Annotated in this window: 26 protein-coding genes and 5 pseudogenes; 10 read left to right on the top strand and 21 right to left on the bottom strand. The window is 67.4% G+C overall.

From position 1 onward, the window contains the following. Positions 1 to 60: 60 nt before the first annotated feature. Complete coding sequence (locus AQJ46_RS00190) at positions 61 to 273, top strand: hypothetical protein (RefSeq protein ID WP_059203602.1); 213 nt, start codon at positions 61 to 63, stop codon at positions 271 to 273. After that, positions 270 to 1202, top strand: a complete 933-nt coding sequence (locus AQJ46_RS00185) for a hypothetical protein (RefSeq protein ID WP_107117197.1) — start codon at positions 270 to 272, stop codon at positions 1200 to 1202. The genes AQJ46_RS00190 and AQJ46_RS00185 overlap by 4 nt, the downstream gene beginning before the upstream one ends. Positions 1203 to 2275: 1073 nt before the next feature. Here the strand turns inward: AQJ46_RS00185 and AQJ46_RS00180 are convergent. Continuing rightward, a complete protein-coding gene (locus AQJ46_RS00180) occupies positions 2276 to 3409 on the bottom strand; it encodes a glutathione-independent formaldehyde dehydrogenase (protein WP_059203600.1) in 1134 nt (377 codons plus the stop codon). A gap of 169 nt (positions 3410 to 3578) precedes the next feature. Here AQJ46_RS00180 and AQJ46_RS56880 point away from each other — a divergent pair, with 169 nt between their 5' ends. After that, positions 3579 to 3770, top strand: coding sequence for a hypothetical protein (locus AQJ46_RS56880; protein WP_079072041.1), 192 nt, complete (start codon positions 3579 to 3581; stop codon positions 3768 to 3770). A 394-nt stretch (positions 3771 to 4164) separates the two neighbouring features. On the opposite strand, the gene glpK is transcribed toward AQJ46_RS56880, so the two are convergent. Then, positions 4165 to 5682, bottom strand: a complete 1518-nt coding sequence (glpK, locus tag AQJ46_RS00175) for a glycerol kinase GlpK (protein WP_059203599.1) — start codon at positions 5680 to 5682, stop codon at positions 4165 to 4167. A 209-nt stretch (positions 5683 to 5891) separates the two neighbouring features. Further along, positions 5892 to 6779 (bottom strand): MIP/aquaporin family protein, encoded by an 888-nt coding sequence (locus AQJ46_RS00170; RefSeq protein ID WP_059203598.1) that lies wholly within the window; start codon positions 6777 to 6779, stop codon positions 5892 to 5894. Between the two features lie 756 nt (positions 6780 to 7535). Here AQJ46_RS00170 and AQJ46_RS51460 point away from each other — a divergent pair. Both AQJ46_RS51460 and AQJ46_RS00165 read left to right on the top strand, forming a co-directional pair. Then, positions 7536 to 7793, top strand: coding sequence for a LuxR family transcriptional regulator (locus tag AQJ46_RS51460; protein ID WP_404828345.1), 258 nt, complete (start codon positions 7536 to 7538; stop codon positions 7791 to 7793). Positions 7794 to 7865: 72 nt separating this feature from the next. Next, positions 7866 to 8342: a DUF488 domain-containing protein gene (locus tag AQJ46_RS00165; RefSeq protein WP_079072108.1), complete on the top strand. Its 477-nt coding sequence runs from the start codon at positions 7866 to 7868 to the stop codon at positions 8340 to 8342. Positions 8343 to 8880: 538 nt separating this feature from the next. Here AQJ46_RS00165 and AQJ46_RS00160 read toward each other — a convergent pair. The 3 genes from AQJ46_RS00160 to AQJ46_RS00150 are packed head-to-tail and all read right to left on the bottom strand — an operon-like array spanning position 8881 to position 11182. Next, positions 8881 to 9888 carry a transporter gene (locus tag AQJ46_RS00160; protein WP_059203596.1) on the bottom strand — a complete coding sequence of 336 codons (1008 nt, stop codon included), beginning with the start codon at positions 9886 to 9888 and terminating at the stop codon, positions 8881 to 8883. Continuing rightward, complete coding sequence (locus AQJ46_RS00155) at positions 9885 to 10781, bottom strand: ABC transporter ATP-binding protein (RefSeq protein WP_059203595.1); 897 nt, start codon at positions 10779 to 10781, stop codon at positions 9885 to 9887. Before AQJ46_RS00155 ends, AQJ46_RS00160 begins: the two co-directional genes overlap by 4 nt. Further along, the gene (locus AQJ46_RS00150; protein ID WP_079072040.1) at positions 10778 to 11182 is read right to left on the bottom strand and encodes a GntR family transcriptional regulator; all 405 of its coding nucleotides are present in this window, start codon (positions 11180 to 11182) and stop codon (positions 10778 to 10780) included. The genes AQJ46_RS00155 and AQJ46_RS00150 overlap by 4 nt, the downstream gene beginning before the upstream one ends. Before the next feature lie 202 nt (positions 11183 to 11384). Between AQJ46_RS00150 and AQJ46_RS56875 the strand changes: the two are divergent. Continuing rightward, positions 11385 to 11541 (top strand): annotated as a pseudogene (locus tag AQJ46_RS56875) (IS5/IS1182 family transposase); the annotation flags it as partial. A gap of 73 nt (positions 11542 to 11614) precedes the next feature. Here the strand turns inward: AQJ46_RS56875 and AQJ46_RS53935 are convergent. From AQJ46_RS53935 to AQJ46_RS56475, 5 genes are all read right to left on the bottom strand, one after another. Continuing rightward, complete coding sequence (locus AQJ46_RS53935; protein ID WP_225887186.1) at positions 11615 to 11803, bottom strand: hypothetical protein; 189 nt, start codon at positions 11801 to 11803, stop codon at positions 11615 to 11617. A 150-nt stretch (positions 11804 to 11953) separates the two neighbouring features. Further along, entirely contained in the window at positions 11954 to 12790 is an 837-nt protein-coding gene (locus tag AQJ46_RS00145; protein WP_059204340.1) for an ATP-grasp domain-containing protein, read from the bottom strand. Positions 12791 to 13075: 285 nt separating this feature from the next. After that, positions 13076 to 13474 carry a VOC family protein gene (locus AQJ46_RS00140; protein ID WP_059204339.1) on the bottom strand — a complete coding sequence of 133 codons (399 nt, stop codon included), beginning with the start codon at positions 13472 to 13474 and terminating at the stop codon, positions 13076 to 13078. 17 nt (positions 13475 to 13491) lie between these two features. After that, positions 13492 to 14745: an IS256 family transposase gene (locus AQJ46_RS00135; RefSeq protein WP_079072039.1), complete on the bottom strand. Its 1254-nt coding sequence runs from the start codon at positions 14743 to 14745 to the stop codon at positions 13492 to 13494. Positions 14746 to 15064: 319 nt separating this feature from the next. Continuing rightward, positions 15065 to 15640 carry a hypothetical protein gene (locus AQJ46_RS56475; protein WP_063803741.1) on the bottom strand — a complete coding sequence of 192 codons (576 nt, stop codon included), beginning with the start codon at positions 15638 to 15640 and terminating at the stop codon, positions 15065 to 15067. A gap of 101 nt (positions 15641 to 15741) precedes the next feature. Between AQJ46_RS56475 and AQJ46_RS00125 the strand changes: the two are divergent. Continuing rightward, positions 15742 to 16475, top strand: a pseudogene (locus AQJ46_RS00125) (IS630 family transposase); the annotation flags it as partial. 161 nt (positions 16476 to 16636) lie between these two features. On the opposite strand, the gene AQJ46_RS00120 reads toward AQJ46_RS00125, so the two are convergent. After that, positions 16637 to 16963 carry a GYD domain-containing protein gene (locus AQJ46_RS00120; protein ID WP_059203594.1) on the bottom strand — a complete coding sequence of 109 codons (327 nt, stop codon included), beginning with the start codon at positions 16961 to 16963 and terminating at the stop codon, positions 16637 to 16639. 215 nt (positions 16964 to 17178) lie between these two features. Beyond that, a complete protein-coding gene (locus AQJ46_RS00115; protein WP_059203593.1) occupies positions 17179 to 17658 on the bottom strand; it encodes a MarR family winged helix-turn-helix transcriptional regulator in 480 nt (159 codons plus the stop codon). 35 nt (positions 17659 to 17693) lie between these two features. Here AQJ46_RS00115 and AQJ46_RS00110 point away from each other — a divergent pair, with 35 nt between their 5' ends. Further along, positions 17694 to 18944 carry a multidrug effflux MFS transporter gene (locus AQJ46_RS00110; protein WP_079072037.1) on the top strand — a complete coding sequence of 417 codons (1251 nt, stop codon included), beginning with the start codon at positions 17694 to 17696 and terminating at the stop codon, positions 18942 to 18944. A gap of 40 nt (positions 18945 to 18984) precedes the next feature. Here the strand turns inward: AQJ46_RS00110 and AQJ46_RS00105 are convergent. The 6 genes and pseudogenes from AQJ46_RS00105 to AQJ46_RS58350 all read right to left on the bottom strand — a co-directional run. Beyond that, positions 18985 to 19341, bottom strand: a pseudogene (locus AQJ46_RS00105) (IS5 family transposase); the annotation flags it as partial. Positions 19342 to 19484: 143 nt separating this feature from the next. After that, the gene (locus AQJ46_RS51280; RefSeq protein ID WP_159063963.1) at positions 19485 to 20621 is read right to left on the bottom strand and encodes an alpha/beta fold hydrolase; all 1137 of its coding nucleotides are present in this window, start codon (positions 20619 to 20621) and stop codon (positions 19485 to 19487) included. 340 nt (positions 20622 to 20961) lie between these two features. Beyond that, positions 20962 to 21327: a nuclear transport factor 2 family protein gene (locus tag AQJ46_RS51445; RefSeq protein WP_079072035.1), complete on the bottom strand. Its 366-nt coding sequence runs from the start codon at positions 21325 to 21327 to the stop codon at positions 20962 to 20964. Positions 21328 to 21377: 50 nt separating this feature from the next. Continuing rightward, a pseudogene (locus tag AQJ46_RS53920) lies at positions 21378 to 21527 on the bottom strand (short-chain dehydrogenase/reductase); the annotation flags it as partial. Between the two features lie 146 nt (positions 21528 to 21673). Beyond that, on the bottom strand, positions 21674 to 22216 hold the full coding sequence (locus tag AQJ46_RS58355) for an aldo/keto reductase (RefSeq protein WP_263972830.1): 543 nt from the start codon (positions 22214 to 22216) through the stop codon (positions 21674 to 21676). Between the two features lie 95 nt (positions 22217 to 22311). Continuing rightward, a pseudogene (locus AQJ46_RS58350) lies at positions 22312 to 22728 on the bottom strand (aldo/keto reductase); the annotation flags it as partial. A gap of 85 nt (positions 22729 to 22813) precedes the next feature. Here AQJ46_RS58350 and AQJ46_RS00085 point away from each other — a divergent pair. Both AQJ46_RS00085 and AQJ46_RS55235 read left to right on the top strand, forming a co-directional pair. Beyond that, entirely contained in the window at positions 22814 to 23413 is a 600-nt protein-coding gene (locus AQJ46_RS00085; RefSeq protein ID WP_059203589.1) for a TetR/AcrR family transcriptional regulator, read from the top strand. 379 nt (positions 23414 to 23792) lie between these two features. Further along, on the top strand, positions 23793 to 24047 hold the full coding sequence (locus AQJ46_RS55235; RefSeq protein WP_059203588.1) for a hypothetical protein: 255 nt from the start codon (positions 23793 to 23795) through the stop codon (positions 24045 to 24047). 222 nt (positions 24048 to 24269) lie between these two features. Here the strand turns inward: AQJ46_RS55235 and AQJ46_RS00075 are convergent, their stop codons facing one another. Then, on the bottom strand, positions 24270 to 24851 hold the full coding sequence (locus AQJ46_RS00075; RefSeq protein WP_059203587.1) for a TetR/AcrR family transcriptional regulator: 582 nt from the start codon (positions 24849 to 24851) through the stop codon (positions 24270 to 24272). Positions 24852 to 25077: 226 nt separating this feature from the next. Beyond that, positions 25078 to 26376 (bottom strand): DUF3533 domain-containing protein, encoded by a 1299-nt coding sequence (locus tag AQJ46_RS00070; protein WP_059203586.1) that lies wholly within the window; start codon positions 26374 to 26376, stop codon positions 25078 to 25080. Positions 26377 to 26535 lie beyond the last annotated feature (159 nt).

Raw genomic sequence — 26535 nt, 5'->3', positions numbered from 1 at the left:
ATGTCAGGATCTGAGCTCTGCCGAGATGCGAGGCGGTGCGGCGGGCCTGAGGCTGGTGTCATGTCGAAGCGCCGTGTGATCGCCTGCCCGCCGTCCGGGACGGGTGACCGCAGAGTGGGCATCGATGGTCATACGTTCCTCACGGAGTTCAGCGCCCATGCCCTCACCCCGTTCCCGCAGAACGCGGGCCTGACCGGCAGACGCCGGCTGGACGGCGTCGACTCGGGATGGCTCGAGCGAGTTGCGGGCGGGCTGGAGGTGTGGAGAGGCTGAACACGCGCACAGGCCGCCGGGGCGGCGCAGGGCACGGCGTCGAAGCCGTCCTCGACGAGCTGTACACCACGCCGCCGTCAGACTTTGTTGCCCGGCGGGAGACGCTGGCCGCCGCCGCGAAAACAGCCGGCCGGTTGGACGATGCCCGCCGCATCCGTGCCGCCCGCCGCCCCACCCTCGCGGCCTGGGCCGCCAACCTCCTGCTGCGCTCCCAGCCGGAGGAGAGCCGACAGTTCCTGGAACTGGGGCGCGCGCTGCGCGAGGCCTACCAAGCCCTGAACGCCGATGGACTCAAGGATCTCTCCGCGCAGCGCCGCCGTGTCGTATCCGCTCTGTCCCGGCAGGCCGCCCAGCTCGCTCGCGACGCCGGGCAGCGGCTGTCGGACTCAGTCCAGCAGGACCTCGAAGAGACCCTGCGCGCCGTACTCGCGGATCCGGATGCAGCGGATCAGTGGGCGGGCGGCCGCTTGGTCAGTGCCCTCACCCCGCCCTCGGAGTTCCGCCCGGGCACCACACCGCCGACCAAGAGGCCGAGCCCTCGCAGTCGCCCGGCGTCCCCGTCCCCGTCTCCGGGACGGGCATCCAAAGACGAACTCGCCGAGCGGCGCCGCGCCCGTCAGGAGCAGCTGGCCCGGGCGCGGGAGGCAGCCGAGGCGGCCCAGCAGCGCCTGCGTGAAGAGCGCGCACGGCAGGCGGATGTCGACGCCGAGTTGCAGCGGGCGCGCGAGCGCACCGAAGAGGCTCGCCGGCGGATGTCCGCCGTCGAGGAGCAGATGCAGCAGGCGCGCGAGGAGTGCCGGCAGGCCGAGAACGAACAGGGTGAAGCCGAGGTACACAGCCGGTCCGCTGCCGATGTCGTCGCCCGGGCCGAGCAGGCGGCACACGAGACCACGCAGCAGGTACGCCGCATGGCCAGAGGCGCCACATAGCCGGCACGAGATCAGCAGAGGTCGTTCACTCCCGTTGGTCATCCCGGAATGGGTATGCGGCCCAGTGATGTGGGTTCGCGCCTGGAGATGGTGGCCTCGCCGGTGAGACGGCGGGCGATGAGGCCCGTCATGGCGAGGCGGATCGTTGCTCAGGAGCTGAGAGTGGCGGCGTGCTCGACGAGGTGCGTGCGGTAGTCGCCGTCGCCCGGATGAGCACCGCGAGGAGGAGGCCGAGGGCGTCGGTCACGATGCTGCGCTTGCGGCAGTTGACTTGAGCCAGCTCGGTGATGCGTCGCCTGATCTGCGGCGATGTGACGTGAACAATGACCTCGATGGGGTGGTCGGAGCCACCGGGTTCGCCGGGGGATTGCGCCCCTCGGCGTGTCGCCGGATGCGAGGATCACGGCATGGTGATGTGCGACTACTTCTCGGCCTCCGATGACGATGTGGCCGTCCGCGTGCTTGACCAGCCCGGTGGTCCGGATCCTTCCGTGTTCGATGTGGTGCCGCTGAAAGGCATTGATCCGGTCGTCGTGACGGCTCAGCTCGAAGCGATCTTGACCGGCTGCACCTATGACCAGGCATCCGAACGTCCACGTGCCGGACGGGTGCTGGAATCACCTCCGACACCGCGCTCGAGGTACTCGTCCTGCTTTCCGGGTTGGCCGGCCGCGCACGTTCGGCGGGGCTGCGCTTGTTCTGCTGGTGGGCTCTTTGAGCCTCTGCTCGTGTCTGGCGGAGGCCCTGCCTGAGGGTGCGCATCAAGTGATCCGGTAGTGGGAGTCGCTGGCCCCGCAGCCTGGACTCGGTCGTTCTGCGCACGTGTCCGGGCAGCGCGCACAGCTCGCCTCGCTCTGGACCTCCTCGATGCCGACGCTGACACCTTCACTCCTCGACATCCGGCCCGGGGCGCCCACTTAGATCGAAGGACCGACGTCCCGCCCCTCGCCATGCCGTGGGCACTTCGTCTCCATCCATCCAATGGACTGACCAGTTGGAGGCGGCTCGTGATGGGCGCACCCATCTACGGTGGGCGCGCCCTGAGGCAACCGGCGAGTGGCAGGTCCGCAGGGCTACGGGTGCAGCACCACCTTGGTAAAGCCCTCGATCCGCTTGTCGAACTTGTCGTAGGCCGATGAAGCCTGGTCCAGGGGCAGTTCGTGGGAGACGACGAAGCTGGGCTTCGCCCTGCCGTCGATGATCATGTCTCGCAGGAACCGGTTGTAGCGCTTCACATTGCACTGGCCCGTACCCATCCGCAGGCCCTTCTCGAAGAGCTTGCCGATCGCGACGAGGAGCATGCCTTGCTTGGCCTGCTCGTCCGGGCCTCCTGGGTCGGACGGGACATAGAGTCCGGGCACGCCGAGCGCTCCGGTGGGTCGGACGGTGCGGACGAGCGAGTTCAGCACGGTCGCCGGTTCCTCGTTGTCAGTGCCTTGCGCCGTCGCTTGGTAGCCGACGGCGTCCACGCCCTTGTCCGTGCCGATGCCCTCGGTCTGCTCCTCGATCTGTTTGACCGGGTCACCCTCGGCGAAGTTGATCGGTATTGCACCGATTTCCTCGGCCTTCTGCAGGCGCTCGGGGACTCGGTCCACGACGAACACCTTCCTCGCGCCGCGCAGCAGGGCCGAGTAGGCGGCCATGAGTCCAACTGGACCTGCGCCGTACACCGCGACACTCTCGCCAGGTCGGACCTGCGCGAGTTCACAACCGTGGTAGCCAGTGGGAAAGATGTCAGCGAGCAGGATGAAATCGCTCTCGTGCTCGTTTCCCTGAGGCAGCTTCAGGCAGTTGAAGTCAGCGTAGGGAACGCGCACGTACTCTGCCTGGCCGCCCTGCCAAGGCCCCATGGCCACGTAGCCGTAAGCGCCGCCCGCGAAACCGGGGTTGACGGTGATGCAGAATCCGGTATATCCCTCGACGCAGTTCATGCAGAAACCGCAGGCGACATTGAAGGGCATGACCACGCGGTCGCCCTTCTTGAGCGTGGTGACGCCCTGGCCGAGGTCCTCAATTATTCCCATGTTCTCGTGGCCGAAGACGATGCCTGGCTCCGCCGCAGTGCGGCCCTCGTACATGTGCAGATCGGAGCCGCATATCGCGGTGGAGGTAACCCGTACGATCACATCGTTCGGGTGCTGGATGCTGGGCTTTTCAACATCTTCTACCGCAACGGTGAACGGTCCCTTGTAAACGACGGCCTTCATGGCTGCCACCTCTGATCGACGATGTACATGTCCGGCTGTCGGCCACGCTCGCCCCTTTCTCTGCGTGACCCATCTCTCATGCTTCTCCGGCCTACGCGATCGGGCAAGTCAGTAATCTCAGGGTGGAAAGACTGCTCGTGCCGCGTGAAGAATGGAGAGGGGTCGAGAAGTGTCAGCACAGCGACTGGGAACCCTGCTTGTCCCCGTGCCAGGTCTGTCCGGCACGATCTATCCGCCAGGAACGACCGTCACGGTCCGTGGTCGAGGCGCGACTGTCGATGCCTTCGTCAACGGCGACTGGCTTCCTCTGTCATGGTGGGAATTCTCCGACGGTCTCCGCGAGGACATCGCCGACCGCTGATTCGGGCCTTCCACCGAAAGCCTGACTGGCCGGCTCTATCGACGACTCACTTCAGCAGTTGTTCATGACTGCGGAAGGCGCCCCGCCTCCGTGCCGGGATGGCGATGCCGACGAGAACAGGAGGCAGCCGCCGGCACTCGGCAACGGCGGTTGCCTCCTGCGTCCGTAGCCAGCGGTTTTCCTCCGGGCTCCGGACGAGCGGCAGACGGCTCCCCTCCGGACACCACCGAGCTGCGGCCCGGAGTCGTGAACATCTCGCGCGGGCAGTGCCCCCCGAAGGGCTGTCGAAACGCTGCTCCGCGACGTGAACAGAGCCACGGCGCGGAGTCGATGAGGCGCTCCTACTGGTCTCTGCTCGAGGGAAGATGCCATCCGGGGGAGCAGGTGCCGGTCATCAGGTGACCTTGACCCAGTCCAGGGTGCGCTCCACGGCACGTTTCCAGCCCTCATAGCCGTCCTGGCGTTGCTCCTCGCTCCACTCGGGGCTCCACTGCTTCGATTCCTGCCAGTGCGAGCGCAGCTCGTCGGTATCGCTCCAGAAGCCGGTGGCGAGTCCGGCCGCGTAGGCAGCGCCCAGTGCCGTGGTCTCAGCGACAACCGGCCGGCTGACGGGTACGCCCAGCACGTCTGCCTGGATCTGCATGCACAGGTCGTTCGCGGTCACGCCCCCGTCAACCTTGAGCACGTCCAAGTGCACGCCGGAGTCCTGTTCCATGGCGTCGACCACGTCGCGGCTCTGGTAGCAGATGGCCTCCAGCGTGGCTCGGGCGATGTGCCCGCCGGTGTTGTAGCGGGCGAGACCAACCATCGCGCCACGGGCGTCGGAGCGCCAGTACGGGGCGAACAGCCCGGAGAAAGCGGGGACGAAGTACATGCCGCCGTTGTCGTCCACCGAGCGGGCCAGTTGCTCGCTTTCCGCGGCGCTTCCGATCACTTTCAGCTGGTCACGCAGCCATTGCACGGCCGCGCCGGTGACGGCGATGGACCCCTCCAGTGCGTAGACGGCGGGGCTGCCTGCGAACTGGTAGGCCACTGTCGTCAGCAGACCGTGTTGCGAACGGACAAGCTCCGTACCGGTGTTGAGGACCAGGAAGTTGCCGGTGCCGTACGTGTTCTTGGCTTCGCCGGGGGCGAAGCAGACCTGACCGACGGTCGCCGCCTGCTGGTCGCCGAGGACACCGGTGATCGGGACGGCGGCGCTCAACGGTCGTGACGAGCGGGCCTGGCCGAACGCCTCAGGATCGGACGAGGGGCGGATGACCGGCAGCATCGCGCGCGGGATGTTGAAGATTCCCAGCAGTTCGTCGTCCCAGTCCAAGGTCTCCAGATTCATCAGCATGGTGCGACTGGCGTTGGTGACGTCGGTGGCGTGCACACCCCCGTTCGGGCCGCCGGTGAGATTCCACAGCACCCACGCGTCCGTGTTACCGAAGAGAGCGTGCCCCGCTTCAGCGGCCTCGCGCAGTCCGTCCACGTTCTCCAGCAACCACTTGATCTTGCCGCCGGAGAAGTAGGTGGCAGGCGGCAAGCCTGCCTTGTGCCGGATGGTCTCGCCGTGGCCGTCGCGTTCGAGGGCGGCGGCGATGCTGTCGGTGCGGGTGTCCTGCCAGACGATGGCGTTGTAGTAGGGGCGGCCGGTGCGCGGGTCCCAGACCACAGTCGTCTCGCGCTGGTTGGTGATGCCGATCGCTTTGAGGTCGGTGGCGGACAGCCCTCCGCTTCGGAGGGCGTTCTGGATCACCGTGTTGGTGCGCTCCCAGATCTCCACTGGGTCGTGCTCGACCCAACCGGACTGCGGGAGGATCTGATGGTGCTCGAGTTGGTGCTTGGCCACCTCGTTGCCTGCGTGATCGAAGATCATGAAGCGCGTGCTGGTGGTCCCCTGGTCCACCGCGCCGATGAATTCGGGCATCGTTGCCGCCTCTTCTCATGGTCCTGTTGTCATTGCGCTCTGGGGGTGACGTTTGGGTTCAGGCCGTGCAGCTGCCCGCCCTGAACCCTCGACGAAGCCCGGTATGCGCGCCTGTGGAGCACGGCCACCCGGGCTACCGAGGCGCGGAGTGTGTACGCGTCGTTCACACGGCCACTGCCGCCACTGCCGAACGGTTCCTCCTCTGTGTTCTAGGGCTCTTCGGTGGCGGGACCTTCTTCGGCCTCTCCATGCCTGGCCTTGATCAGCGGAGAGATGAGGAGGTCGTACACGCCGACACCGGCGACTCCGCCGATGAACGGGCCGACAATGGGGATCCACCAGTAGTTGCTGAACCACTGGAACGTGCCGGGAAGAGCGATGGAGCCCCAGCCCTCGAAGTATGTGAACAATCGCGGGCCGAAGTCACGTGCTGGATTGATCGCGTACCCGGCGTTGGTCCCGAAGGTCAAGCCGATCGCGACGACCACCAGGCCAATGAGGAACGGATGGAGGTTGGACATCGGAGCCGTATTGCGCGTGTCGATGAGTGCGCAGATCAACAGAAGCAGGATGCCAGTCCCCACGATCTGGTCGAGCAAAGGACCCCACCACGAATCTCCGAGATATTCGGCGGGGAACGTGGCGAAGATCGAATATGTTCCCAGCGACTCATCTCGCGGGACACCCGATTTTTTGATGGACGCGTCGATAGCCCACCTGTAGGTCGCGTAGACGAGCGCGGCGGCGACGAAGGCGCCGACGACCTGCGCCACCCAGTAGGGCAGGACCTTCCGCCATGGGAAATCACGTCGGACCGCGAAAGCGAGGGTGACCGCGGGATTGAGGTGGGCGCCGCTGATTCCACCGGCCACATATACGCCGAATACCACGGCGAGACCCCAGCCCCACGAGATGATGAGCCAGTTGGCGGGCCCGAAGTCGACGGCCTGCCGGCCTGATCCCGGCAGACCGACGACTGCGACAGCCACCGACCCGACACCCAGCAGAATCAAGACGAACGTGCCCAGGAACTCGGCAGTCATCTCGCCGCCGATACCTTTTCGATACCCGCGTCGGTGAACGATGCGTTCAGTCATCGACCCTCCTTGATTGGAAAGCAACGGAACTTTTCATTCCTCGCCCGAAACGTGGGCGAAGAGGAGCCCTTCGGAGTGGACGCGCCCACAGCGGGTCCCGCGTCATTCGGCCTGTGTACCGGCGTCCGTCACCTCGACGGTCCCGCGAACGATGGTGATCGGCCACGTGACTGCATCGCAGACTGCTGACTCACGGAGCCCAGCAGCGTTCGACGGAATCCGCCCATGCCCCGGCTGCCCACCACAGCCCCTTCCGCCTCACCCAGCAGCGCCTCGACGGGATTGCCCCTGACTGGACGCTCTGGCCCCTGGGCGGCCCCCGCTTCGCCGAGTACCTGGTGCACTTGGCGAGGCATTGCTCCGTGATCGTTCGGCCGAACGGGGGATCCACCGCGGGCGCGGCCACCTGTACGACCAAGGCAGCTCCCAGGCGGCCACTGCCACACATCACAGCCGATCCGCTCGGCATACGGGACCGCCCACCGGGGCGCGGCATGCGACGAAGGCGAGCCGTCGCCACCCACCACGACGTTCAAGGCCGAGTCCCGTCCACACATGACATGCGCCCTTCCTGCTCTCATATGCGTCCACACTGGGGGAAATATGGGCAATGCGCCATGCGGCCGCAGCCGACAGTGACATCCGACCGATCCGGTGAGTGGGTAGGTGTCGGTGCCGGTCGGTGCGTCCGGCCATGTGGGACGGTTCGAACGGCGCACCAGATGGATGCCGCCTCACATACCTGGGACCGCACACATGCAGAAGATCTACCTGGACGCACAGGCCCGCGAGCAACTGGAACGGGCCGCCTCCACCTCCAGCGGGCGCAGCGCCACCACCGTCTACGGAGGCAGAGGCAACTCTGCTCGTGCTGTGCGGACGGGTACGGCTCACCAGCGGCGAGACCACCTGGGAGGGGCGCAACGGCGACCTGATCGTCATCCCCCGGCCCGCCACGCCCTCCAGGCGATCGACGACGCAGCGGTGCTCCTCACCGTCGCCAAACCCGGCTGACGTGTGAACCGCACAGGCCAGAGCCGCGGACAGCTGCTCACCTTCGGGCACAGCACCGCCACCAGGGAACAGATGGCCGCCCTCCTCGACGGCGCCGGGGTGCTGGCCGTGGTCGACGTCCGCACCGCGCCGGGAAGCCGCCACAACCCGGACACGAACCGAGGCGCGCTGGAGCAGTGGATGCCGCGTGAGGGGATCGCCTACCGGTGGGAACCCCGACTCGGTGGCTTCCGCAGGACCGCGCCGGACTCAGCCGACACGTTCTGGCAGAACGCCTCCTTTCGCGGATACGCCGGGTACACGCGGGTCCCGCAGTTCGTGGCGGCAATGGACGAGTTGCTCACGCAGGCCGCGGCGGCACGCACTACGGTCATGTGCGCGGAGGCGGTGTGGTGGCGGTGTCACCGGCGGATCATCGCCGACTTCGCGGTACTCGCACGCGGGACCGCGGTGCTGCACCTGTCCCATGACGGACGGCTGACCGAACACCGGCCGACGGTCGGTGCCCGGCTGCGTGACGACGGCCTCCTGGTGTATGACCAGCGCTGAAGGGCGATACGTGGCGCCGCATCCGGTGCTCACATCTGTGCCGCCGTTGGCCAGTGGTTGAGCCGTTCGTGGGAACCGGGCTCACGGTGTACTGCTGGGCTGAGGCTGCATGGCGGCGGGTGCGGCGGGTGCGAGACCGCAGCACTGTCCTGCCCAGCTCGCCGGTCCGCCGAATGGTCGAGACGACAGCTGCGCACACGAGCCACTGGCTGGAGCTCGGGTTGGGCGTGGTGAAGAAGCCGTGCATCGAGGGGTTCTACAGCGTCCGCCTGCTGAACACGCTGTGTGTGTCGTGCTGGACGTTGAGCAGGTGGTAGACCGGGAAAAGGCGAAGGTGACGAAGGCCATGGTGCCCGGGACATCGTCGGCGGGCCGTCCATCACCAGGTTGGCAAGCAGGATGTGCGCCGTGGACGGTGCGCCCCCTGCCAGGTCAGTGAGTGAGCTGCCCAGGAAGGAGGGGCAGCCGTATCCGGATCCCGGCTGCCCCTCGCACCTGCTTCAGCGGTCCGGCGTCGCGCTCCGGACCTGCTGCCTGGTCAGGTCAGTCGGCGGCGGATCCACCAGGCGCAGAACCCGGTCAGGGCCAGGGCGAGGCCGAGGTGGAGCCCGGTCTCGGCCCATTGAAGGGCCCAGAAATTGCTGGCGGGATGGTAGGTCACCTGCTGCTGGTAGCCCAGGGCGCCGAGGTCGGCGAGGCAGCGGTCGAATTGCTGCAGGGTGGGCGGGCCCGACTCGGTGCGCAGGCAGTCGGCGAAGGACGACGGCACTGGGACCGGCTGACCGGCGGCGTTCAACGTCTGTTGGGAGGTGACCCAGGCCCCGGGCACGTCGGGGTGCGTGACGATCTGTTGGGCGCCCTCCTGGATGCTGATGGGGGCGCCGCCGGGCTCGATCGGCACGGTGGTCCGGTCCGTGGCGGCCAGATGAGGCCGAAGCCACAACGGTACGGAGATCTGGACGGCGGCGTAGACGACGAGCGTGGTGGCCATCGCGGGCAGGGTACGGCGGATGACCAGGCCGAGGGCGACGCCCAGGACGAAGGCGAAGGCGGCATGGGCCATGGGGACGACACCCCGTGCGGCGAAGGCCACGGGGTCGAGCCGCGGGAAGTACGTGTCCGTCGCGCCACCGCCGTTGACAGCCTGGTCGATGGGGCTGCTCCACCAGCTCACCGCGAGGCTGGTCAGTCCGGCAACGGTCATGGCGGCCGCCGCCCCAAGGCCCAGCTTGCTCGCCAGCCAGCGGGTGCGGGTGACGCCCTGGTTCCACGCGAGGTAGTGGGTGCCGGTCTCCAGTTCACGGGAGATCAGCGGCGCGCCCCAGAACATCCCGATGACCGCTGGCGCGGCCAGCGTGATCAGCAGTCCGGCGTAGTAGACGCTCTGGTCCGAACTGGAGACCTGGTCCACCAGGCTGCTGCCGGCAGTTCGGTAGAGGTCGGCCAGCTGCGGGCCGGTGACCGCGAGAGCGGCGGCGAAGGCAGCCACCGCGGCGAACGCCACGGCGGCCTGGGTGCGGAACTGGCGCCAGGTCAGCCAGATCATCGAAGGACCTCCAGTGCGGGCCGGGTGTCGCGTACCGCATCGGTGGGCCGAGCCATGTAGGCCAGGACGATGTCTTCCAGACCGAGTGGGCTGACGGTCCAGGACCGATCGTGGACCGCGGTGTCGGTGCGTACCAGGAGGGTTGTCTGACGGTCGGTGTGGCTGGCGGTGATGACGTGCTGTCCGGCCGGGAGCGTGTCCGGGTCACGGCGCGGTCCGGTGAGCCGGTGGTGGCAGGCGACCAGGTCGTCGATGTCCCCGGCCACCTGCACCCGGGAGTCAACCAGGACGATGACGTAGTCGCAGGCCCGCTCCACGTCGGAGACCAGGTGGGAGGAGAGCACGACGCTCAGCTCGTGCTCGGCGACGGCCTCCATCAGGTCCTGCATGAACTCCCGCCGGGCGAGCGGGTCCAGGGCCGCGACCGGCTCATCCAGGATGAGCAGCTCGGGCCGCTTGGCGATGCCCAGGGTGAGAGCGAGCTGCGCGCGCTGGCCGCCGGACAGCCTCCCGGCTCTCTGCTTGAAGTTCAGACCGAGCCGCCGGATCCGCTCGCGGGCCAGGGCATTGTCCCAGCTGAGGTTGAGGCGGGCGCCCATCCGTAGATGGTCGGCGATGCTCAGGGCGGCATAGGTCGGGGTGTCCTGGGCGACGAAGCCGACCTTGGCCAGCTGCGCGGGGCCGGTGGCGGGACGGCCGCCGCACACCTCGATCGTTCCGGTGGTCGGCGTCAGCATGCCGGAGGCGAGGTTCAACAGGGTGGACTTGCCTGCCCCGTTGGGCCCGACCAGGCCGACGACCCGCCCGGCGGGCACGTCCAGGTCGCAGTTCTGCAGCGCCCAGCGCTGCTTGTATCTCTTGCCCAGGGCCTGGGCCCGTAAGACGGCGCTCACGCTACGTCCTCTCCAGCGGCGGTGCGAAAGGTGGTCATGAACAGGGCCTCGATCGACTCGTCGTCGAGGCCGGCCAGGCGGGCCTTGGCCAGCCAGCGCCGCAGGTCTTTTTGGAGCGGGCCATGTGACGCGAGTGAGGCGTCGGCCAGCGTCCGGGTCACGAACGTCCCCACCCCCGGCCGGGCGGCCACCAGCCCCTCGAGCTCCAGCTCGCGGTACGCCTTGAGCACGGTGTTCGGATTGACCGCCACCTGCCGGGCCACCTCCTTGACCGTGGGGAGCCGGTCCCCCACCTCCAGCAGACCCAGCCGCAACGCGTGGCGTACTTGCTGGACCAGCTGCTGGTACGGGGACGCGCCGGACCTGTCGTTCAGGTGGAACTCAATCACCAGTTCCTCCATTTATCTAGGTACCTAGTACTTTAGCTTCCTCATGTGCTGTTCGGTCAACCGGCCAAGGGGAGGCGTCGGCCGAACCGACGGAGGAGCTCCGCGGAAGTGCATCGGAGAACGGAGGTGGGCTCAGGCCGCTTGAGGGCTCCGACCGGTCCGCCCGGCCAGCCGGGGCCGGGCATCTGGAGAGTCAGCCGGCGTACGACGGGCCCGGCCGTTGCCCGGCAACCGCAACTGCAAGGCGTGGGATCTGGCTGGTGCGAAGGCCGTCCTCGGCAAGACCACGGTCATCGCGGATGGTGGCTACCGCGATACCGGCACGGTCATCCTGCACCCGCGAACCCGGCCACAGCGAACTCACGGCGTGGTAGGAGGACCCTAACGGTGTGGTGCGCGACTGAGATCGAGTTGTGTCGGCTTGGCGGGTTGGCTGGTGGTTGATCACCGCATCGCGGTGCGGTCGGAGACCAGGCCAGCGATCGCCAGGTGGGTCTCGTCGTAGTACTCGCGGCGTCCGAGATACCGTTGGAGGGGCCGCCACTGCTTGTGCTCGGCGTTGGCGTGCTCGACGCAGATCCGCATCGAGTTCTTCCCGCGCCATTCATCCCGGCGCCAACGGTGCACTGGCATCTCTCGGCTTCGACTCGGTGCGCTCATCGCGGATCTCCCCAACTCGTACGGCTCACTCAGCGTTTCGGCCCGGGCACTCCTGTGACATCGAACCTTGAGCGCATGCCAGCGAAGTTTGAGCGAATCACTGTTCAGGGCCCGCCAGCCGCCTCAGGTGCGGGGCCGAGCGTCCAGGAAACGGTGGAGGGATGCTGTCATGCTCGCCACGAACGAGTCACGGGTCCGGTCGGAGACCAAGTCCAGGGACAGGTAGGGGTTGAGGTCCTCCAGTTCGACGAGGAGTAGCTCGCCTTCCCGGGTGCGGCAGGCGTCCACACGCTGGATGCCGTGGTCGAGGGTGTTCCAGTCGATGAAGCGCCGGGCGAAGGCCAGGTCGGCCTCGGCGGGCTCGTAGGGCTCAAGGACCCAGCGACGCTCCGGATCGGGGGCATGAAGGGCGTACTGGAAGGCGTCGTCGACGTAGTAGAAGGACACCTCGTAGCGGAAGTCGATACGCGGCTGGACCAGGATGTCACCGTATGCGAGGCCGCCCAGCTGCTCTCGAGGCACGAAGGCCAGGCCGATGGAGTCCGCACCCGCCTTCGGCTTGACCGCGTACTGGCCTGCCTCGGGCAGCAGGTGCAGGTCCCGGGGTTGGTCGATGGTGGGGATGACCGGGTATCCGGCGGCGGTCAGGTCCAGCAGGTACTGCTTGCCGGCCATGTCGCCCCGGCCGGACAGCGGGTTGTAGATCCGGGTGCCGCAGGCCGTGGCCTGCTCCCGGAAGGCGTCGTACTCCTTCTGGTAGTGCAGCACGGGCCCGCTGTTGCGGACCACGACCACGTCGAAGGCGTCCATCATCGCGGCGGCATCCAGCGGGTGGCACAGGGCGATGTCGAAGTCGTCACGCAGTCGGGAGGTCAGGAAGATGTCCTCGTCGCAGTAGCGCCGCCCCCGGGCTGGGTAGGCGAGGTCGGTCACGAACAGAACTCTGCGGCGGTCAGGCATCATGCATCTCCTCAGGCGGTGACACAAACTTACCTGTCCCACGGAACACGGTCTCGGGCAGCCGCGTAGTCGCGCGATGCCAACACGCCTCCTCAAAGCTCCTCGATGTCGCCTAACCCTCAAAGCTCGGTGTCACAGATTTGTGCTGCTCAAGTTTGAGGGTGGCACACGCTCGCAGGGCACAGGCCACGATCACTGTCGTACACCGCGCCGTAAGCCTCTCACCGCAAGGTACGCGCCAACGTCGAGCACGAGTAATCGTCAAGACCTGTGGATCGGTTGATCTCAGTTTTGTTGTGGTGGGTTGATCGCGACGAGTTCGACCTCGAAGCCGTCGTCGTTCTCCAGGTAGGCGGCATAGTGCTGTGCGCCACCGGCGTGCGGGTGCCGGTCGGGGAACATCAGATGCCAGCCGTGCCGAGCCGCGTCGGTGGCCAGCTGGTCGACCGCGGTTTCGTCTTCGACGTGGAAGGCCAGGTGGTTCAGCCCTGGCCGGCAGCGGTCGTGCCGATCGGCGGTGAGGGCTGGGGACTGCTCAAGGACCAGGTAGGTCGGCCCGAGCCGCCAGCTGCGTCCGTTGTTCCAGCTCTGGAAGAGGGTGTGGCCCAGCGTCTCCAGCAGCCAGCCGAGAGAGGCGACCGCGCGGTCGAGGTCCGGCACCCACAGCTCGACGTGGTGCAACATGCCGCTGGTGGGCCGGTTCACGCCGCCACCGCCTCGGGGCGTTCGACGAGGTGGCCGCGTTCGAAGCGGGCGCCGGCCCGGACCAGGGCGACGAGGTGGGGTGCGTTCACGGCCCGCCAGCGTTCCTGGGCTGACTCGATGAGCTTGAAGACCATGGCGAGGGCGGCGGCCCGGTTGCCGGCACCCTTGGTGACCTTGGTGCGTAGCCGGACGGTGGCGAAGGTCGACTCGATCGGGTTCGTGGTCCGCAGATGGATCCAGTGCTCGGCGGGGAAGTCGAAGAACGCCAGCAGTTCCTCCTTGTCGTCCGTGACCCGCTTGACGACCTTGGGGTACTTCGCCCCGTACTGCTTGGCGAACGTTTCGATGGCCTTGGCCGCGTGCTCCTTGTCCTCGGCGTTGTAGATTTCCTGGATCGCGCGCTTGGCCGCGGGCTGGGCCGACTTCGGCAGCGCGTCGAGCACGTTCGCGGCCTTGTGCACCCAGCACCGCTGGTGACGGGTTTCGGGAAACACCTCGTTCAACGCGTTCCAGAAGCCGAGCGCCCCGTCGCCGACCGCCAGGACGGGGGCGCGCATGCCCCGGCGGGCGCAGTCCCGCATCAGTCCCGCCCATGCCTCGGAAGATTCGCGGTAGCCGTCGGTCATCGCGATCAGTTCCTTGGTGCCGTCCGCCCGCACGCCGACCATGACCAGGACGGCGACCTTCGCCTCCTCCAGGCGAAGGCGTAGGTGAACGCCATCAGCCCAGACGTAGATGTAGTCCGTGGCGGACAGATCGCGGTTCATGAACGCCTTGTGGTCGGCCTGCCACTGCGCGGTCAGCCGTGTGATCGTCGCGGGTGAGAGGCCGGCGGAGGAGCCGAGGAACTGCTCCAGCGCGGGCACGAAGTCACCGGACGACAGACCGTGAAGGTAGAGCAGTGGCAGTACCTCGCTGATCTTCGGCGACTTACGGGCCCAGGGCGGCAGGATCGCCGAGGAGAACCGCTTGCGTTCGCCGGTGGCCTCGTCGACGCGCTTGTCGTTGACCCGCGGGGCCTTCACTTCGATCGCCCCGGCCGCAGTCGTCACCTTCCGCGGCTGGTGGAAGCCGTTGCGCACAACCAGACGGCGGCCGGAATCGTCCCGCTGATCGGCCAACTCGGATATGTAGGCGTTGACTTCTGCTTCCAGAGCGGCTGCGAGCATCCGCCTCGCGCCCTCGCGGACGATGTCGTCAATCAGGGAGCCGTGTGGTGTCGTTCCGTCTTCGTTGACTACCGTGAGCACGGGCGTGCCTTCCCGACCGACGTTCGCAGCGTCGGCCTACTCGATGACCATCACAGGATCATTCGGGAAGGTACGCCCTTCGCGCGCCAATCCGAGGCCGATCCACAGGTCTTGAGCATTGCTCGTCGAGCACACCTTCGCCTGCATGAAGACCTGGAAGTTTACGAGCCATCACCACGGAACGACGAGTGAAACCACCGTCTGGCAGCGGCACTTCGTCAGAGACCGGCTGAGAACTCCGTCATGGTCTACTCACCGCGCTGGTAGCCCAGTTCGGGCAGGACGAGCTTGCGGACCGTGGTGCGGATGCGGTTGCCAGTCAGCTCGCTCGAGAAGAATCCTTCGACTGCGAGTTGATAGTGAAAGCCCGGGCGCCGGTCAGCTCGTCATTGACCGACAAGGCACGTCGTCCGACCTCGATCTGGGCGGCTGCGGAACGGTTCAGCAGGCCCTGCAGCGGGCTCACTTGGCCGCCGCTGATGGGCTCACGACGTGGCGGCGGAGCCTCCAGCGCCAGGGCTGATGCGTTCTCAGGTTGTGAGACGAAGTGGCTCGCGCGCGGGGCGGGGCGTGACCGGTAGTGGTCGGTGGCTGCAGCGAGCTTGGTCCAGCTGGCTTGGCGCAGAAGGCCGATGGTGATGGTGATGGTGATGGTACGCAGGGTTTCCATGCCGTGGGGTGCGGCGCCGGTGCGGATGCGGGAGGCGTCTTCTGCGAATGTCATGTCTCTGACGTGGTGCAGGGCCCCGACGGACCAGCGTCCGCGGATCAACACGGCGAGCTGGGTGGGGCCGGCCTGCTCGAGGCCGAGGCTGGTGACCGCGTAGGTCGTCTTCGTGCTGGTCCTGCCCGTTCGGCGGTTGGTTCGGCGGCGCTTGGCCTCGGTGGCCTGCACGGCATGAGGGAAGAGCAGGCCGGGGCGGACGGTGCAGACCTTCAGGCGGCGGATCTCGCGGCGCTGTGGCCGGTGTCTCTCGTGCGGTCCTGAATCGGTATCTCGCCACGTTGGTCGCCTGGAAGTTCTCGCTGGATTGCTCGTCGGCGGGGTATGGCGGCTGCTGCACCGGCACGGCTGGTCCTGGCAGTCGCCGGCCCGTCGGGCACGTGAGCGTGACGAGCAGGCGGTGGGCCTGTGAAACAAGGATGTGTGGCCGCAGGCGGAATGACTGCGACGGCGCTGGGCGCGTACATCGTCTTCGAGGACGAGGCCGGGTTCTCGATGACGCCGCGGCGCGCTCGCACCTGGGGCCGGCGTGGACACACGCTGGTGGTGCGAGTGGGGGGCCGCTCCTGGCGCCGCTGGTCGATCGCCGCGATGTGCTGTTACAAGCCGGGCGAGAGCTTCCGGCTGATCTACCGGCTGCGCCGCCACCGCAAGCACAAGGGCAGGGGACGCGACACCTTCGCCTGGAGCGACTACCGCGACCTCGTTGTCCGTGCTCACATCCAACTCCAGGCGCCTATCGTGCTGATCTGGGACTGTCTCAACACCCACCGGGCAGCCGGGATGCGTGGGGACGCGGCCGCACACGACTGGCTCACCATCATCCAACTGCCCTCCTACGCACCGGACTTGAATCCAGTCGAGGGCGTCTGGTCGCTCTTACGGCGCGGGCCGCTGGCCAACACTGCCTTCACCCAGCTCCAGCCCGACCGTCATCGACGGCTGCCTGGCCGGCACCAGACTGTCCCTCACCCAGCAGCCGACAACAACCCGAGGAAGTCAGTAGCGCGGATGACATTCGAACGCGGCCCCGTTCGTGATCTTTGGCTTCGACAACCTTGATCATCAGGAGTCGCGTTCGTCGTTTCCAGTCTGGCGAATCACCCGCGAACCACACCTGAGCGCAACACTCATCTCGTCACCCCTAGAACGCATCGGCCTGTACAGCTACCCGCCCGGCGGCCGGTACTGGATTCCTTCGGCTTTGCGCAGGGCATCCATGGTTTCATCGACGGTCAGGAGAACTGTCGTCTCGAACGAGCTAAGCGCGCCGCCTCCACTAATCGCCAGCGCAACCGCGGCCATGGACACGTTGTCGGGGGCCTCCCACAGGTTGTAGCCGTCGTGCGTGCCGAAGGCGTACCAGAAGCCGTGGAGCTTCCCACCGACGGACTCGATGTACGCCTGAGCGGCCTTTGCGCGGTCCTCGGGGTGGACGATCAGCCTCGCCCAAGTCTCCGGTGTGTAGCTGAACCTCGATAGATAGAGCGGCATCACATCTCCCTTTCGTTCCACCAAGGGATGCCCCGGCGGGTCGGTAAACGCGCCGGATGCCGCCCGCGTGTCCCCCGAACGGCTGGGGACAATGACCGCGGCACGGCCACAGCCAACGGGTGAGCGACTTACTGATGGTTTCAGAACGAGCCACAGTCGTCTGAACTGGTGGAGCCAGGCCGGGCCCGCTCGACGACCCAGTGGGTCTCGTGTGGTCATGGACCGCCTTGGTCGTCGGCGGTGAGCCGCTGTTCCAGGTGGCTGAGCAGGTGGGTGCATTTCCGGACCGTGTCGAGGTCGTCGCCCAGGATATCGGCGAGCTCCTGTGCCCAGGCGGTGCGCAGCACCCGGAGGTTGGCCGCCGCGCGCACGGTCGGGCGCACGGCGATGCCGCGGCCGTTGGTGGCGGCGCGGGAAACCATCCCCTTGCCCTCGAGGCTGCGCAGCGCCGTGCTGACGTTGGTGCGCTGCAGCCGGGTGCGGCGGGCGATCTCGCTCGGCGCGGCCCCGGGGTACAGGTCGACGACCCGCATCACCTGCCGCTCGGTTTCGGTCAGCGTCACCACCTGCGGGCCTTCCGGAGTCCGGGCACGCACCAGCCGGCCGACGTTGAGGATCAGGTCGGCGAGGTCGGCGAGGTCGGCGAGCGGGTCACCGGCGTCCGTGCCGACGGCGTCTTTTGTGTCGCGGGGCATGGCACCACTCTACTGAGTTATGCCACCATAATTATATGTCCATAACTCATGGCGATGCGCAAGATCGGCAGAGGGTCGCCACGGCGGAGAGCACCGACGTCCCGAAGCCGGTGAACCTGGGGCGCCGGGCGCGGCTGGCCCTGCTGCTCGGCTCGCTGAGCGCCTTCGGTGCGCTCACGATCGACATGTACCTACCCGCCATGCCGAGCATGGCCCACCAGCTTCACACCAGCGCGCCGCTGGTTCAGATGACCCTCACGGCGTTCGTCGTCGGCCTGGCCCTCTTCCAAGTAATCGTCGGTCCACTGTCGGACGCATGGGGCCGGCGCCGCCCGCTGCTTGCCGGTATGGCGCTGTACCTGGCGGGGTCTCTGTGGTGCGCGCTGGCGCCCACCGTCGGCTACCTGATCGCCGGTCGGATACTGCAGTCGCTGGGTGCGGCCGCGGGCACGGTCCTGGCGCGGGCCATCGTGCGGGACCTGTTCTCCGGCACCGCCATGACCCGGTTCTTCTCCACCCTCATGGTCGTCAACGGCGTCGCCCCGGTCGTGGCGCCCGTCATCGGCGGCCAACTGCTGGCGCTCACCACCTGGCGCGCGGTGTTCCTGGTGCTCGCCGCCGTAGGCGCCGTCCTGCTGCTTGCGGTCGTCTTCGCGCTCCCCGAGTCGCTGCCGGACGCCAAGCGGGCGCCGGCCCACCTGCGCGCGACGCTGCGGACCTTCCGGACGCTGGTCACCGACCTCCATTACCTGCGGTACGTGCTCGCCGCGGCACTGATGTTCGCCGCCGTGTTCGCTTACATCTCCGGATCGTCGTTCGTCCTGCAAGACGCCTACGGGCTCACGGCCCAGCAGTTCAGCCTCGTCTTCGGCCTCAACGGTCTGGGCATCGTGCTGCTCGGGCAGGTCAGCGGCTGGCTCGTCGGCCGCGCCGCCGACGAGCACACCCTGCTGCGCGTCAGTCTGACCGTGGCAACCCTCGGCTCCGCCGGCGTCCTGACCTGCGCCGTGCTAGGCCTACCGCTACCGCTGCTGCTGACCTGCCTTTTCCTGGTGGTGTCCATGCTCGGCATCGTGCTGGCCAACGCCACATCCCTGGCACTGGGCGGCCACGGCTCCGCCGCCGGAGCCGCCTCCTCCCTGCAAGGACTACTGCAATTCCTCGTCGGCGGCCTCGCCGCCTCCGCCATGAGCCTGCCCGGCCAGGTCACCGCAGTCGCCATGGGCACCACCATGGCCATCTGCGCCGCAGCCGCGCTGGCCGTTCTCCATGCCCGCCGTACGTGAAACATTCGTGAGTTCCGGTGCCGCCGGAATCAGCACGGACAGCCAGTTCGAGCAGGCCCTGGTGGAGATCGGCGCGTCGTTCGTATCGGGTGCGGAGCCGTTTGAACTGGTGCAGCCAGGCGAAGGCACGCTCGACCACCCAGCGCACCTTGCCCAGTCCGGAACCGTGGGCGACGCCGCGTCGTGCGGTCAACGGCTTGATGCCACGCCTCCACAGCAGGCGGCGGTATCTGTCGAAGTCGTAGCCCCGGTCGGCATACAGGCGCCGGGGCCTGCGGCGGGTGCGGCCCCGCCGTCCCCGAATCGGCGGGACGGCGTCCAGAAGCGGCAGGAACTGGGTGATGTCGTGCCGGTTGCCGCCGGTGAGCGTGACGGCAAGCGGGGTTCCGCGGCGGTCGAGTCCGAACACAGCCTTGGGCTACCGGGTGCAGAGGCACGGTGAGGACGCGCAGGGGCTGGTGTCCGCGGCGAAGGCATTGGAGGCGGCCGGTGCGTTCGCTGTGCTGATCGAGATGGTGCTGGCCCGTTTTGGAGCATGGCTCAGTTGGCGTTGAGCCATTTCGTGAAGGTTTGCGCCTTGTCTTTCCACAGGGCTGGATGTGTCATCGACAAGTGTCCCGTTGAATCGTCTGTGGTCGGGCGTACGACGTATCTTCCGTGCTGCACCTTGGTCATGTCTCGCTGCAGGATGCCTAGGCTGTCGCGGTAGAATTCGTCGTCGGCGAAGTTCACTGCATACACCTTGGCCGTTATATTCCCTAGGTGAGGCTCGCCGTTGAAATCTTGGGACGCCTCCAACGAGTAGATGAGGTCATTGGCGTCACCGCCGGAGGATTGCGCTTTGACGGCCTGGATAAACTGGTCAGCCTGCCCGGGTGTGGTGACTTCTTCTTGCAGGTGCGAGACACCGTCGATCATCATGCGCGCAATGCTGGCAGCAGCCGCCGCCGCAGGTGGCTGTTGTCGGTAGTTTCCGCCGTTCCAGGTTGGGTCGGATTTTATTTGGTCGACGATGATTTTTCGCCACAGCAGGTTCCGTCCGCTGATCGGCGCTGGGAAGCACGCCACTGGCATGATCCCGTCCATCGCGGATGGGTAAGCTTCTGCCCACTGCCAGGCGTTCATGCAGCCCATGGACATCCCCACGACTGCGCGCAGATGCGAAATGCCGAGTGTCTCCGTGACGAGCTTGTGTTGGAGATCGACCATGTCGCCGTACCCATAGTGTGGGAATCTGCTCCTGAGTCCGTCGCTCGGCTTGCTCGACTGACCGTGCCCGATCGCGTCGGGAATGATAACCAGATAACGTGTCACATCAAATGGCGCCCCTGGCGCGAAAAGTGACTGTTGAAACTCCGGTGTCAACAGGGCCTTGCTGCTCGCGCCCGTCCAGTGAAGGAGCAAGATAGCGTTATCGACCACGCCCTTCTGATTTTTATGTGGTTCGCCGAGTAGGGTGTAATGGAGTTTCAGCTGATCGATTGTTTCGCCGTCCCGGAACTTGTAGTTAGCGACAGTGGCGTCCCCTTCGCGGGGAGTCGTCACACCGGACTGGGGCGACGGTGCCCCACTTGCCGCCGTGCCTGCAGCAGCCCGGAGCTCGGTGGCTGACCGTGCGGGGCCAGCACAACCTTGAAGCAACGCGCACATTGCTAGAGCGGTGACAGCGATGGCCACACGGCCAGTCCTGTGCCGTATGAGACCTTTCTTCCCGTGATTTGCGCGCGAGCGTGTCGACATCTTTCTCCTACTTTCCTGGTTGCATACTCAAGGGAAGGATTCCGGAGCCAGAGTCATCGCCCCGGCGAGTCAGAGATCCGCCGCTGGATCATCGAGATCGAATTGCTGGAGGCCGTGCTCGCACCTGGCCTTGTCAGGTCCGCCGGGCTCCCGGCCGGGGCGGCGGGACCATGCTGCGGTCCCCGAAGGTGACCAGCGCGTGCGCCGGCGCGGCGCTGGCGCGCAGCGAGGCCACGGCGGCCCTGCCGGAGAGTGAGGTCCGGCCCCAGGGTGATCATCATCGCGGTGAGGGCCGGCATCGGACGCCCGAAGAGCGTGATCTCCTTGATGTGTGCCTCGTGGTCGAGTCGCAGCAGCTGCGCCTCCTCGAACGGCTGGGTCCTACCCGCGCGTTGTGGAGCACCGCGTACGCGTTGTCCTCGCCGGTCTGGGTGTGGAGGCGGATGTCCTCGACCGCTGTGAACGCGGAGGCCAGGAAATCTCGCAGCAGGCCGGGTCCCTCGAAGTGGAACTGTTCGGTGAGCGGCGGGACGAGCACGACGTCCGCGCTCAAGCACGCGGCCGCGGCGTCGACGTCACCGCGTTCCAGGGCGGATCGCCAGCGCGCGACGGTAGTGGCGGCGGAGTGCGGGGTGTCGGACATGGGTCTCTCCCCGGTATGAACGGCGCGATCGGGTTTGCAGGTGGCGGGTGTCAGCCGTCGAGCTGGTTGAGCCTGCGGATCTGCTTGTCGAAGGCCCAGGCAGGAACGAGGCGGCGCAGTATGCTGGCGCGTCCGGCCAGGGTGCCGGCGGTGTAGCGCAGCTTCGGCTTCAAGTCGGTCGCTGCCCCGACGATCACCCGTCGCCGTCCTTGATCGCCGCCACCAGCCAGGCTCTCGTGCCCGGCAGTTGAACTGGCGGCACAGGCGGGTCGAGCGCGTTGGGTGGCGGCCATCGATGCGGTCGCCGCTGCGCGGAACGTAGGTCGTTTTCATCCGAGCTCTTCTTTCAGGCGACGGGGACGGTCGGTTGCCGGAAGTCGATGGCGGAGCCGCCGAGCAGGGTCGGGGTGCGGGCGGCTACGGATTCGTGGGGTTGGCCGAGCGGGATCCGGCTGACTTCGTCCAGTTGCTTGTATTGCTCGTGGCTGAGTTCGACGTCGAGGGCGGCGAGGTAGGTGTCCAATTGGGACACGGTGCGTGGGCCGATCACCGGGACGAGTCCGGTGGTGGCGATTGTCGCGCGGTGCCGTAGCCACGCGATCGCGACCTGCGCCGCGGTGGTGCCGAGTTCGTCGGCGATGCGCAGGACGGTGTTGAGCACGGTGCTTTTCTGTTCGGTGTCTTCGGTGTGGATCAGGCGACCCAGCGTGGTGAGTCGTCCCTCCGACCGGTGGCGATACTTGCCGGTCAGCAGCCCGCCGCCCAGCGGTGACCAGAACGTCGCGCCCAAGCCGAGCGCTTCGGTCGTCGGCAGGATTTCCCGGTCGGCGGAGCGTTCGACGAGGCTGTACTCGACCTGCACGCCCACGATCGGGGCCCAGCCGCGCACCTCGGCGAGGGTGACGGCCCGCGCGGTGCGCCAGGCCGGAAGTTCGACAGCCCGGCGTAGAGGATCTTCCCGGAGCGCACCAGATCGTCCAGTGCACGCACGATCTCCGTCGTCGGGGTGACCGGGTCCGGGAAATGGACCCACAGCAGGTCGCTGCGGTCGGTGCGGAGCCGGGCCGGGCTGCCCTCGACCGCCCGGATCATGTTCCGACGGGAGTCGCCGGTGCCTTGCACGCCCGAGGTGGGGTTGATGCCGACGGCGAACTTCGTGGCCACGGTGAACTGGTCGCGCCGGGTGGTCAGCAACTCCCCGAGGATCTCTTCGGACTCGCCGGCCTGATAGCTCTCGGCGGTGTCGAGAAAGGTACCGCCCGCGTCAGCGAACCGGTCCAGCATCCGAGCCGTCTCGCTCCGCTTGCTGCCGGCGCACCACTGGGTATCGAAGGTTGCGGTTCCCAGAGCGTATTCCGAGACGCGCAGGCCGTTGCCGCGGCCGAAGGTCAGGTACCGCATGACGCCGCCTCCAAAGTAAAGCGATCACGGTACTTGACCGTAGCCGACGACCGACCCGAAGTAAAGCGGCCGCTATACTTGAGTGGTGACCAGCACCGAGACGATCCACCGGGGTGGACGTGGCGCACGGGAGCGCATCCTGCGCGCCGCGGCGGAACTGTTCTCCCGAGACGGCATTCACGCCACCGGCGTCGCCCGGCTCGCTGAGGTGGCCCACGTGTCCAGCCGCACCCTGTACCAGCACTTCCCCAGCAAGGAGGCCATCGTCGCCGCCTATCTGGGACGCTTCAGGGCCGAGCCGCCGGTGCCCGCCGTGGCGCAACTGACCCGCGACGACGTCGATCCGCGGCAACGCCTGCTCGCCTTGTTCCGCGAACCCCCGACCAGCCCGGACGCGGTATATCGCGGATGCGTGTTCCACAACGCCGTCGTCGAGGGTGCAGGCACCATGCCCGAGGTGGCGGAACTGGTCCAACAGCACAAACAAGCATTCACCCACCGCCTGGCTGGGCTTGCCGCCGAAGCAGGCGCCCCCGACCCGGAAACCCTCGCCCGCCGCCTGGCGCTGCTGTTCGACGGAGCCCGCGCGCTGTCCACCTCACTCAATGACACCCAGCCCTTCCGCGACGCCCACGAAGTCGCGGAAATGCTGATCGACCAGGCCATCCCGCCGGCCCCGAACTGACCCCCAGCTGAAGATCACCCCCCCCCGCATCTTCGACGCGAACCGGGACCAATGGCCGCAGCGGTTAGCGTTGTTTTTGGGCTGCCAGTCGCGCCCCTCAACTGACTGTGAAGAACGCACTTCCGGCGCTCGGGTGAAGACTGAGGTCGCGGGAATCCGCGTGTGCTGCCCTTCTGTGTCGCGCGGGAAAGCCCCCGTACTCCTAGTAGTGATGGGGGGTTCGGGACTTGCCCGCCTCTGCGACGAAAACTGATCGCGCCCCTTCGAGTTCATCTTGCGGATCTGCTTGTCGAAAACCTGGGCGGGGGCGACGCGGCGCAGTATGCGCGCGCGTCCGGCCGTGGGGCTGGCGGTGTAGCGCGGCTTCGGTTTGGCGTCGGTGGCCGCCGCGACGATCGTCTTGGCGACGGTGGCGGGGGCGGGGGCGTCACCGTCTCTGATCGCCTCCGCCATCACGCGGTCGACGGTGAAGGGCAGCGAGCAGGCCCTGGGCGTCATGGCGGGCGCGTACGCGCGGCTGATCTCGGCGCGCCCCGAAACGCTCCTGGTGCAGATGCAGGGATACGCCGTCGTCGCGGCCGCTGAGGCAGAGGGCGATGACCGGACGGGCGAGCTCGTCCGTCCGGCTGGATGAGACCGTGGGAAACCGTGCACCTGTCGCTGGGTGCCGATGTCCATGCGACCACAGGGCTTCTTTGCTCGCGGCATGATCGGCAGCACTCTTATGGCCATCGGGCTTCCCGCCGATTGCGGGAAAGCGGGGAAGCGGGGCCGTGGGCGCTGCTCCGGCCGCCGGAGTCGGGCATCAATCCGAAAGAGTGTTTCGGTCGCCGATCCGGCGCGACGACGGGGCGGATCAGTGCATGTCTGCCGCATCGAGCAGGGTGGTCACCGTGGGTGCGATGAGCCCGGTCAGGTTGTCGGCGCCGATCCCCGCGCTGGCGCTGGCGCCGTCGAAGACCAGGATGAGCTGCCGGGCCAGCAGGTCGGGGTCGCTCGCCCCGCCCCGTTCGGCCTCGGCGTGGAAAAAGGCCGTCAGGTTCGCTTTGATCTGGTGGGCCGTCCGGCTCGCGGGGTGACTCTGGTCCTTGAGCTCGATCTGCACAGCCAGGTACCGGCAGCCCCGGAAGTGGGGCGCACCTGCCAGCGACTCCACCCGCTCGAAGACGTACAGGATCCGCTCGCGGGGGGAGCGGCCATCGTCCGCCGGGGGCAGGGCCTTTGCCACGAAGGCAGCGGCACGTTCTTTCAGGCTTGCCGCCAGCAGTTCGTCCTTGCTCTCGAACAGCTGGTACATGGAGCGCTTCGACACTCCCGCCGCCTTGCACAGCGCCTCGACGCCGATGCCGATGCCGATGCCGACGCCGTTGCGGTAGGTGAGCGTGGCCGCCGCCTCCAGCAGCCGCTCCCGGGGGCTTTGCTTCACTTTGGTAGTCATGCCGAGGTTAACTCCAATCGAACGCAACAGACCGATCGGTTTCCATGGGGGGTCGGGGGAGGCGCCCGCCGTCGGGCGGACGTCTGAAGGCCACTGAGAGGCGGCGACGGTCTTGGGGGAGAGACCGTCGCCGAGCCCTGATGGTGCGCGCCTCTCGTCCCCACGGGGGCGACGCACACCGGGGCCACTCCGCGCAATGGCCCCGTCCTGGGTGAGCCGCGTTCCGCTACGCCGGGGCAGCGGTCTTCTCGGGCTCCGTCTCGGCGGGGATGCGATGGAGCCCCTTGCGGTCGTACCACCCGAGCACGCCGAAGCCGAAGAGGGCGGCTGCCGCGAGGCCGACGGCCATCATGACCCAGCCCCGGGTCAGGCCGGCGTCGGCCTGGGCGTCGTAGTAAAGGATGGAGCGGATGCCGCCGGTGATCTGCCGCAGCGGTTCGAACTCCGCCAGGAAGCGGTAGAAGCCGGGCAGGGCCTGGAGGGGAGTGGTGGCGTTGGCCGTCGGCACCGCCATCCCGATGAAGACCAGCGTGACCACCAGCATGCCGGGCGTGCCGAAGACGGCGAGCAGGGTGAGCGCACCGATCCCGGAGACGGCGATGGCGCACACCGAGTACAGCCACAGCAGTGGCAGATGGGCGGCGTGCATTCCCATGAGGCCGACCGCGCCCGCCATGACCAGGCTCCCCATCAGCAGCGACAGACCGGCCATGAGAGTGCTGCTGATGGCGAGGGTCTGCACCCGGGTCGCCCGGATCAGCGGGCGATGCAGGCGCAGCGGGCCCATGTCGTTGTGGGTGTAGCCGAGGGCGTGGTCGACCTGGCCGCTGATGACGTTGGCGGAGAGCATGCCGCAGACCACGAGGACGAGCGCGTAGTAGAACGCTGTCAGGCCCAGGCCGCTGTGCGCATCGAGGGGATGGCCGTCCTCGACGGTGACGGCGGCAGGGTCGGCGAGCAGGAGGCGTGCCGCGGCGGGCAGCTTCGCCTGCCCGGTCCCGCCCTGGGCCGTGAGTTCCCTGCCCACCTGCAGCGAGGCGCTTTCGGCCGCCTGCGTCGTCGCGGTCCGGGCCAGGCTAGAGCCCACGCTGCCGGCGGACTGGTTGGTCAGCACCGTCAGTGTCGGACGGGTCGGGGTCCCGGTGGTCGAGGCGCTGGTGAGTGCGGTGGTGGCGGAGGTGAAGTCGGCGGGGACTACGAGCGCGCCGTACAGCTTGCCCTTGCCGAGTTCCTCCTTCATCTCCTTCTCGTCCATCACCTTCCAGTCGATCTTGTCCCCGCTCGCGGTGGACTTCTTGATCGACTCGGTGATCCGAGCCCCCAGGTTGACCTGCTCGCCGCCGACGGCGGCCCCCTTGTCGGCGTTGACCAGGCCGACGGGCAAGTTCTTCATGTGATCGACGGGATCGATGTTGGCCCCGACGTAGAACACGGTGAACAGCAGCGCGAGTACGCCGGTGATGACGCCGTTGGCGATCCACAGGGGTTTGGCACGCAGGACGCGGAACGGGTGAATCCCACTCATGACTTACTCCGGTCTCGGACAACACACTCATAGACGGAGAAGGCCGGACAGCTTTTTGCGGGCCGGCGACCCTCGGAACGTTCGATCCCGGCACGCACGCACGGCCGCGACGCGGAACCGGAGGTGCGAATTCAGCACCCCAGCCGGGACTCCGGCTGA

Origin of the sequence: Streptomyces canus (genome assembly GCF_001514145.1) — a bacterium.
Lineage (GTDB): Bacteria > Actinomycetota > Actinomycetes > Streptomycetales > Streptomycetaceae > Streptomyces > Streptomyces canus.
The sequence above is the reverse complement of the archived record's forward strand: the minus strand, read 5'-3'. Positions and strand labels throughout refer to the sequence as shown.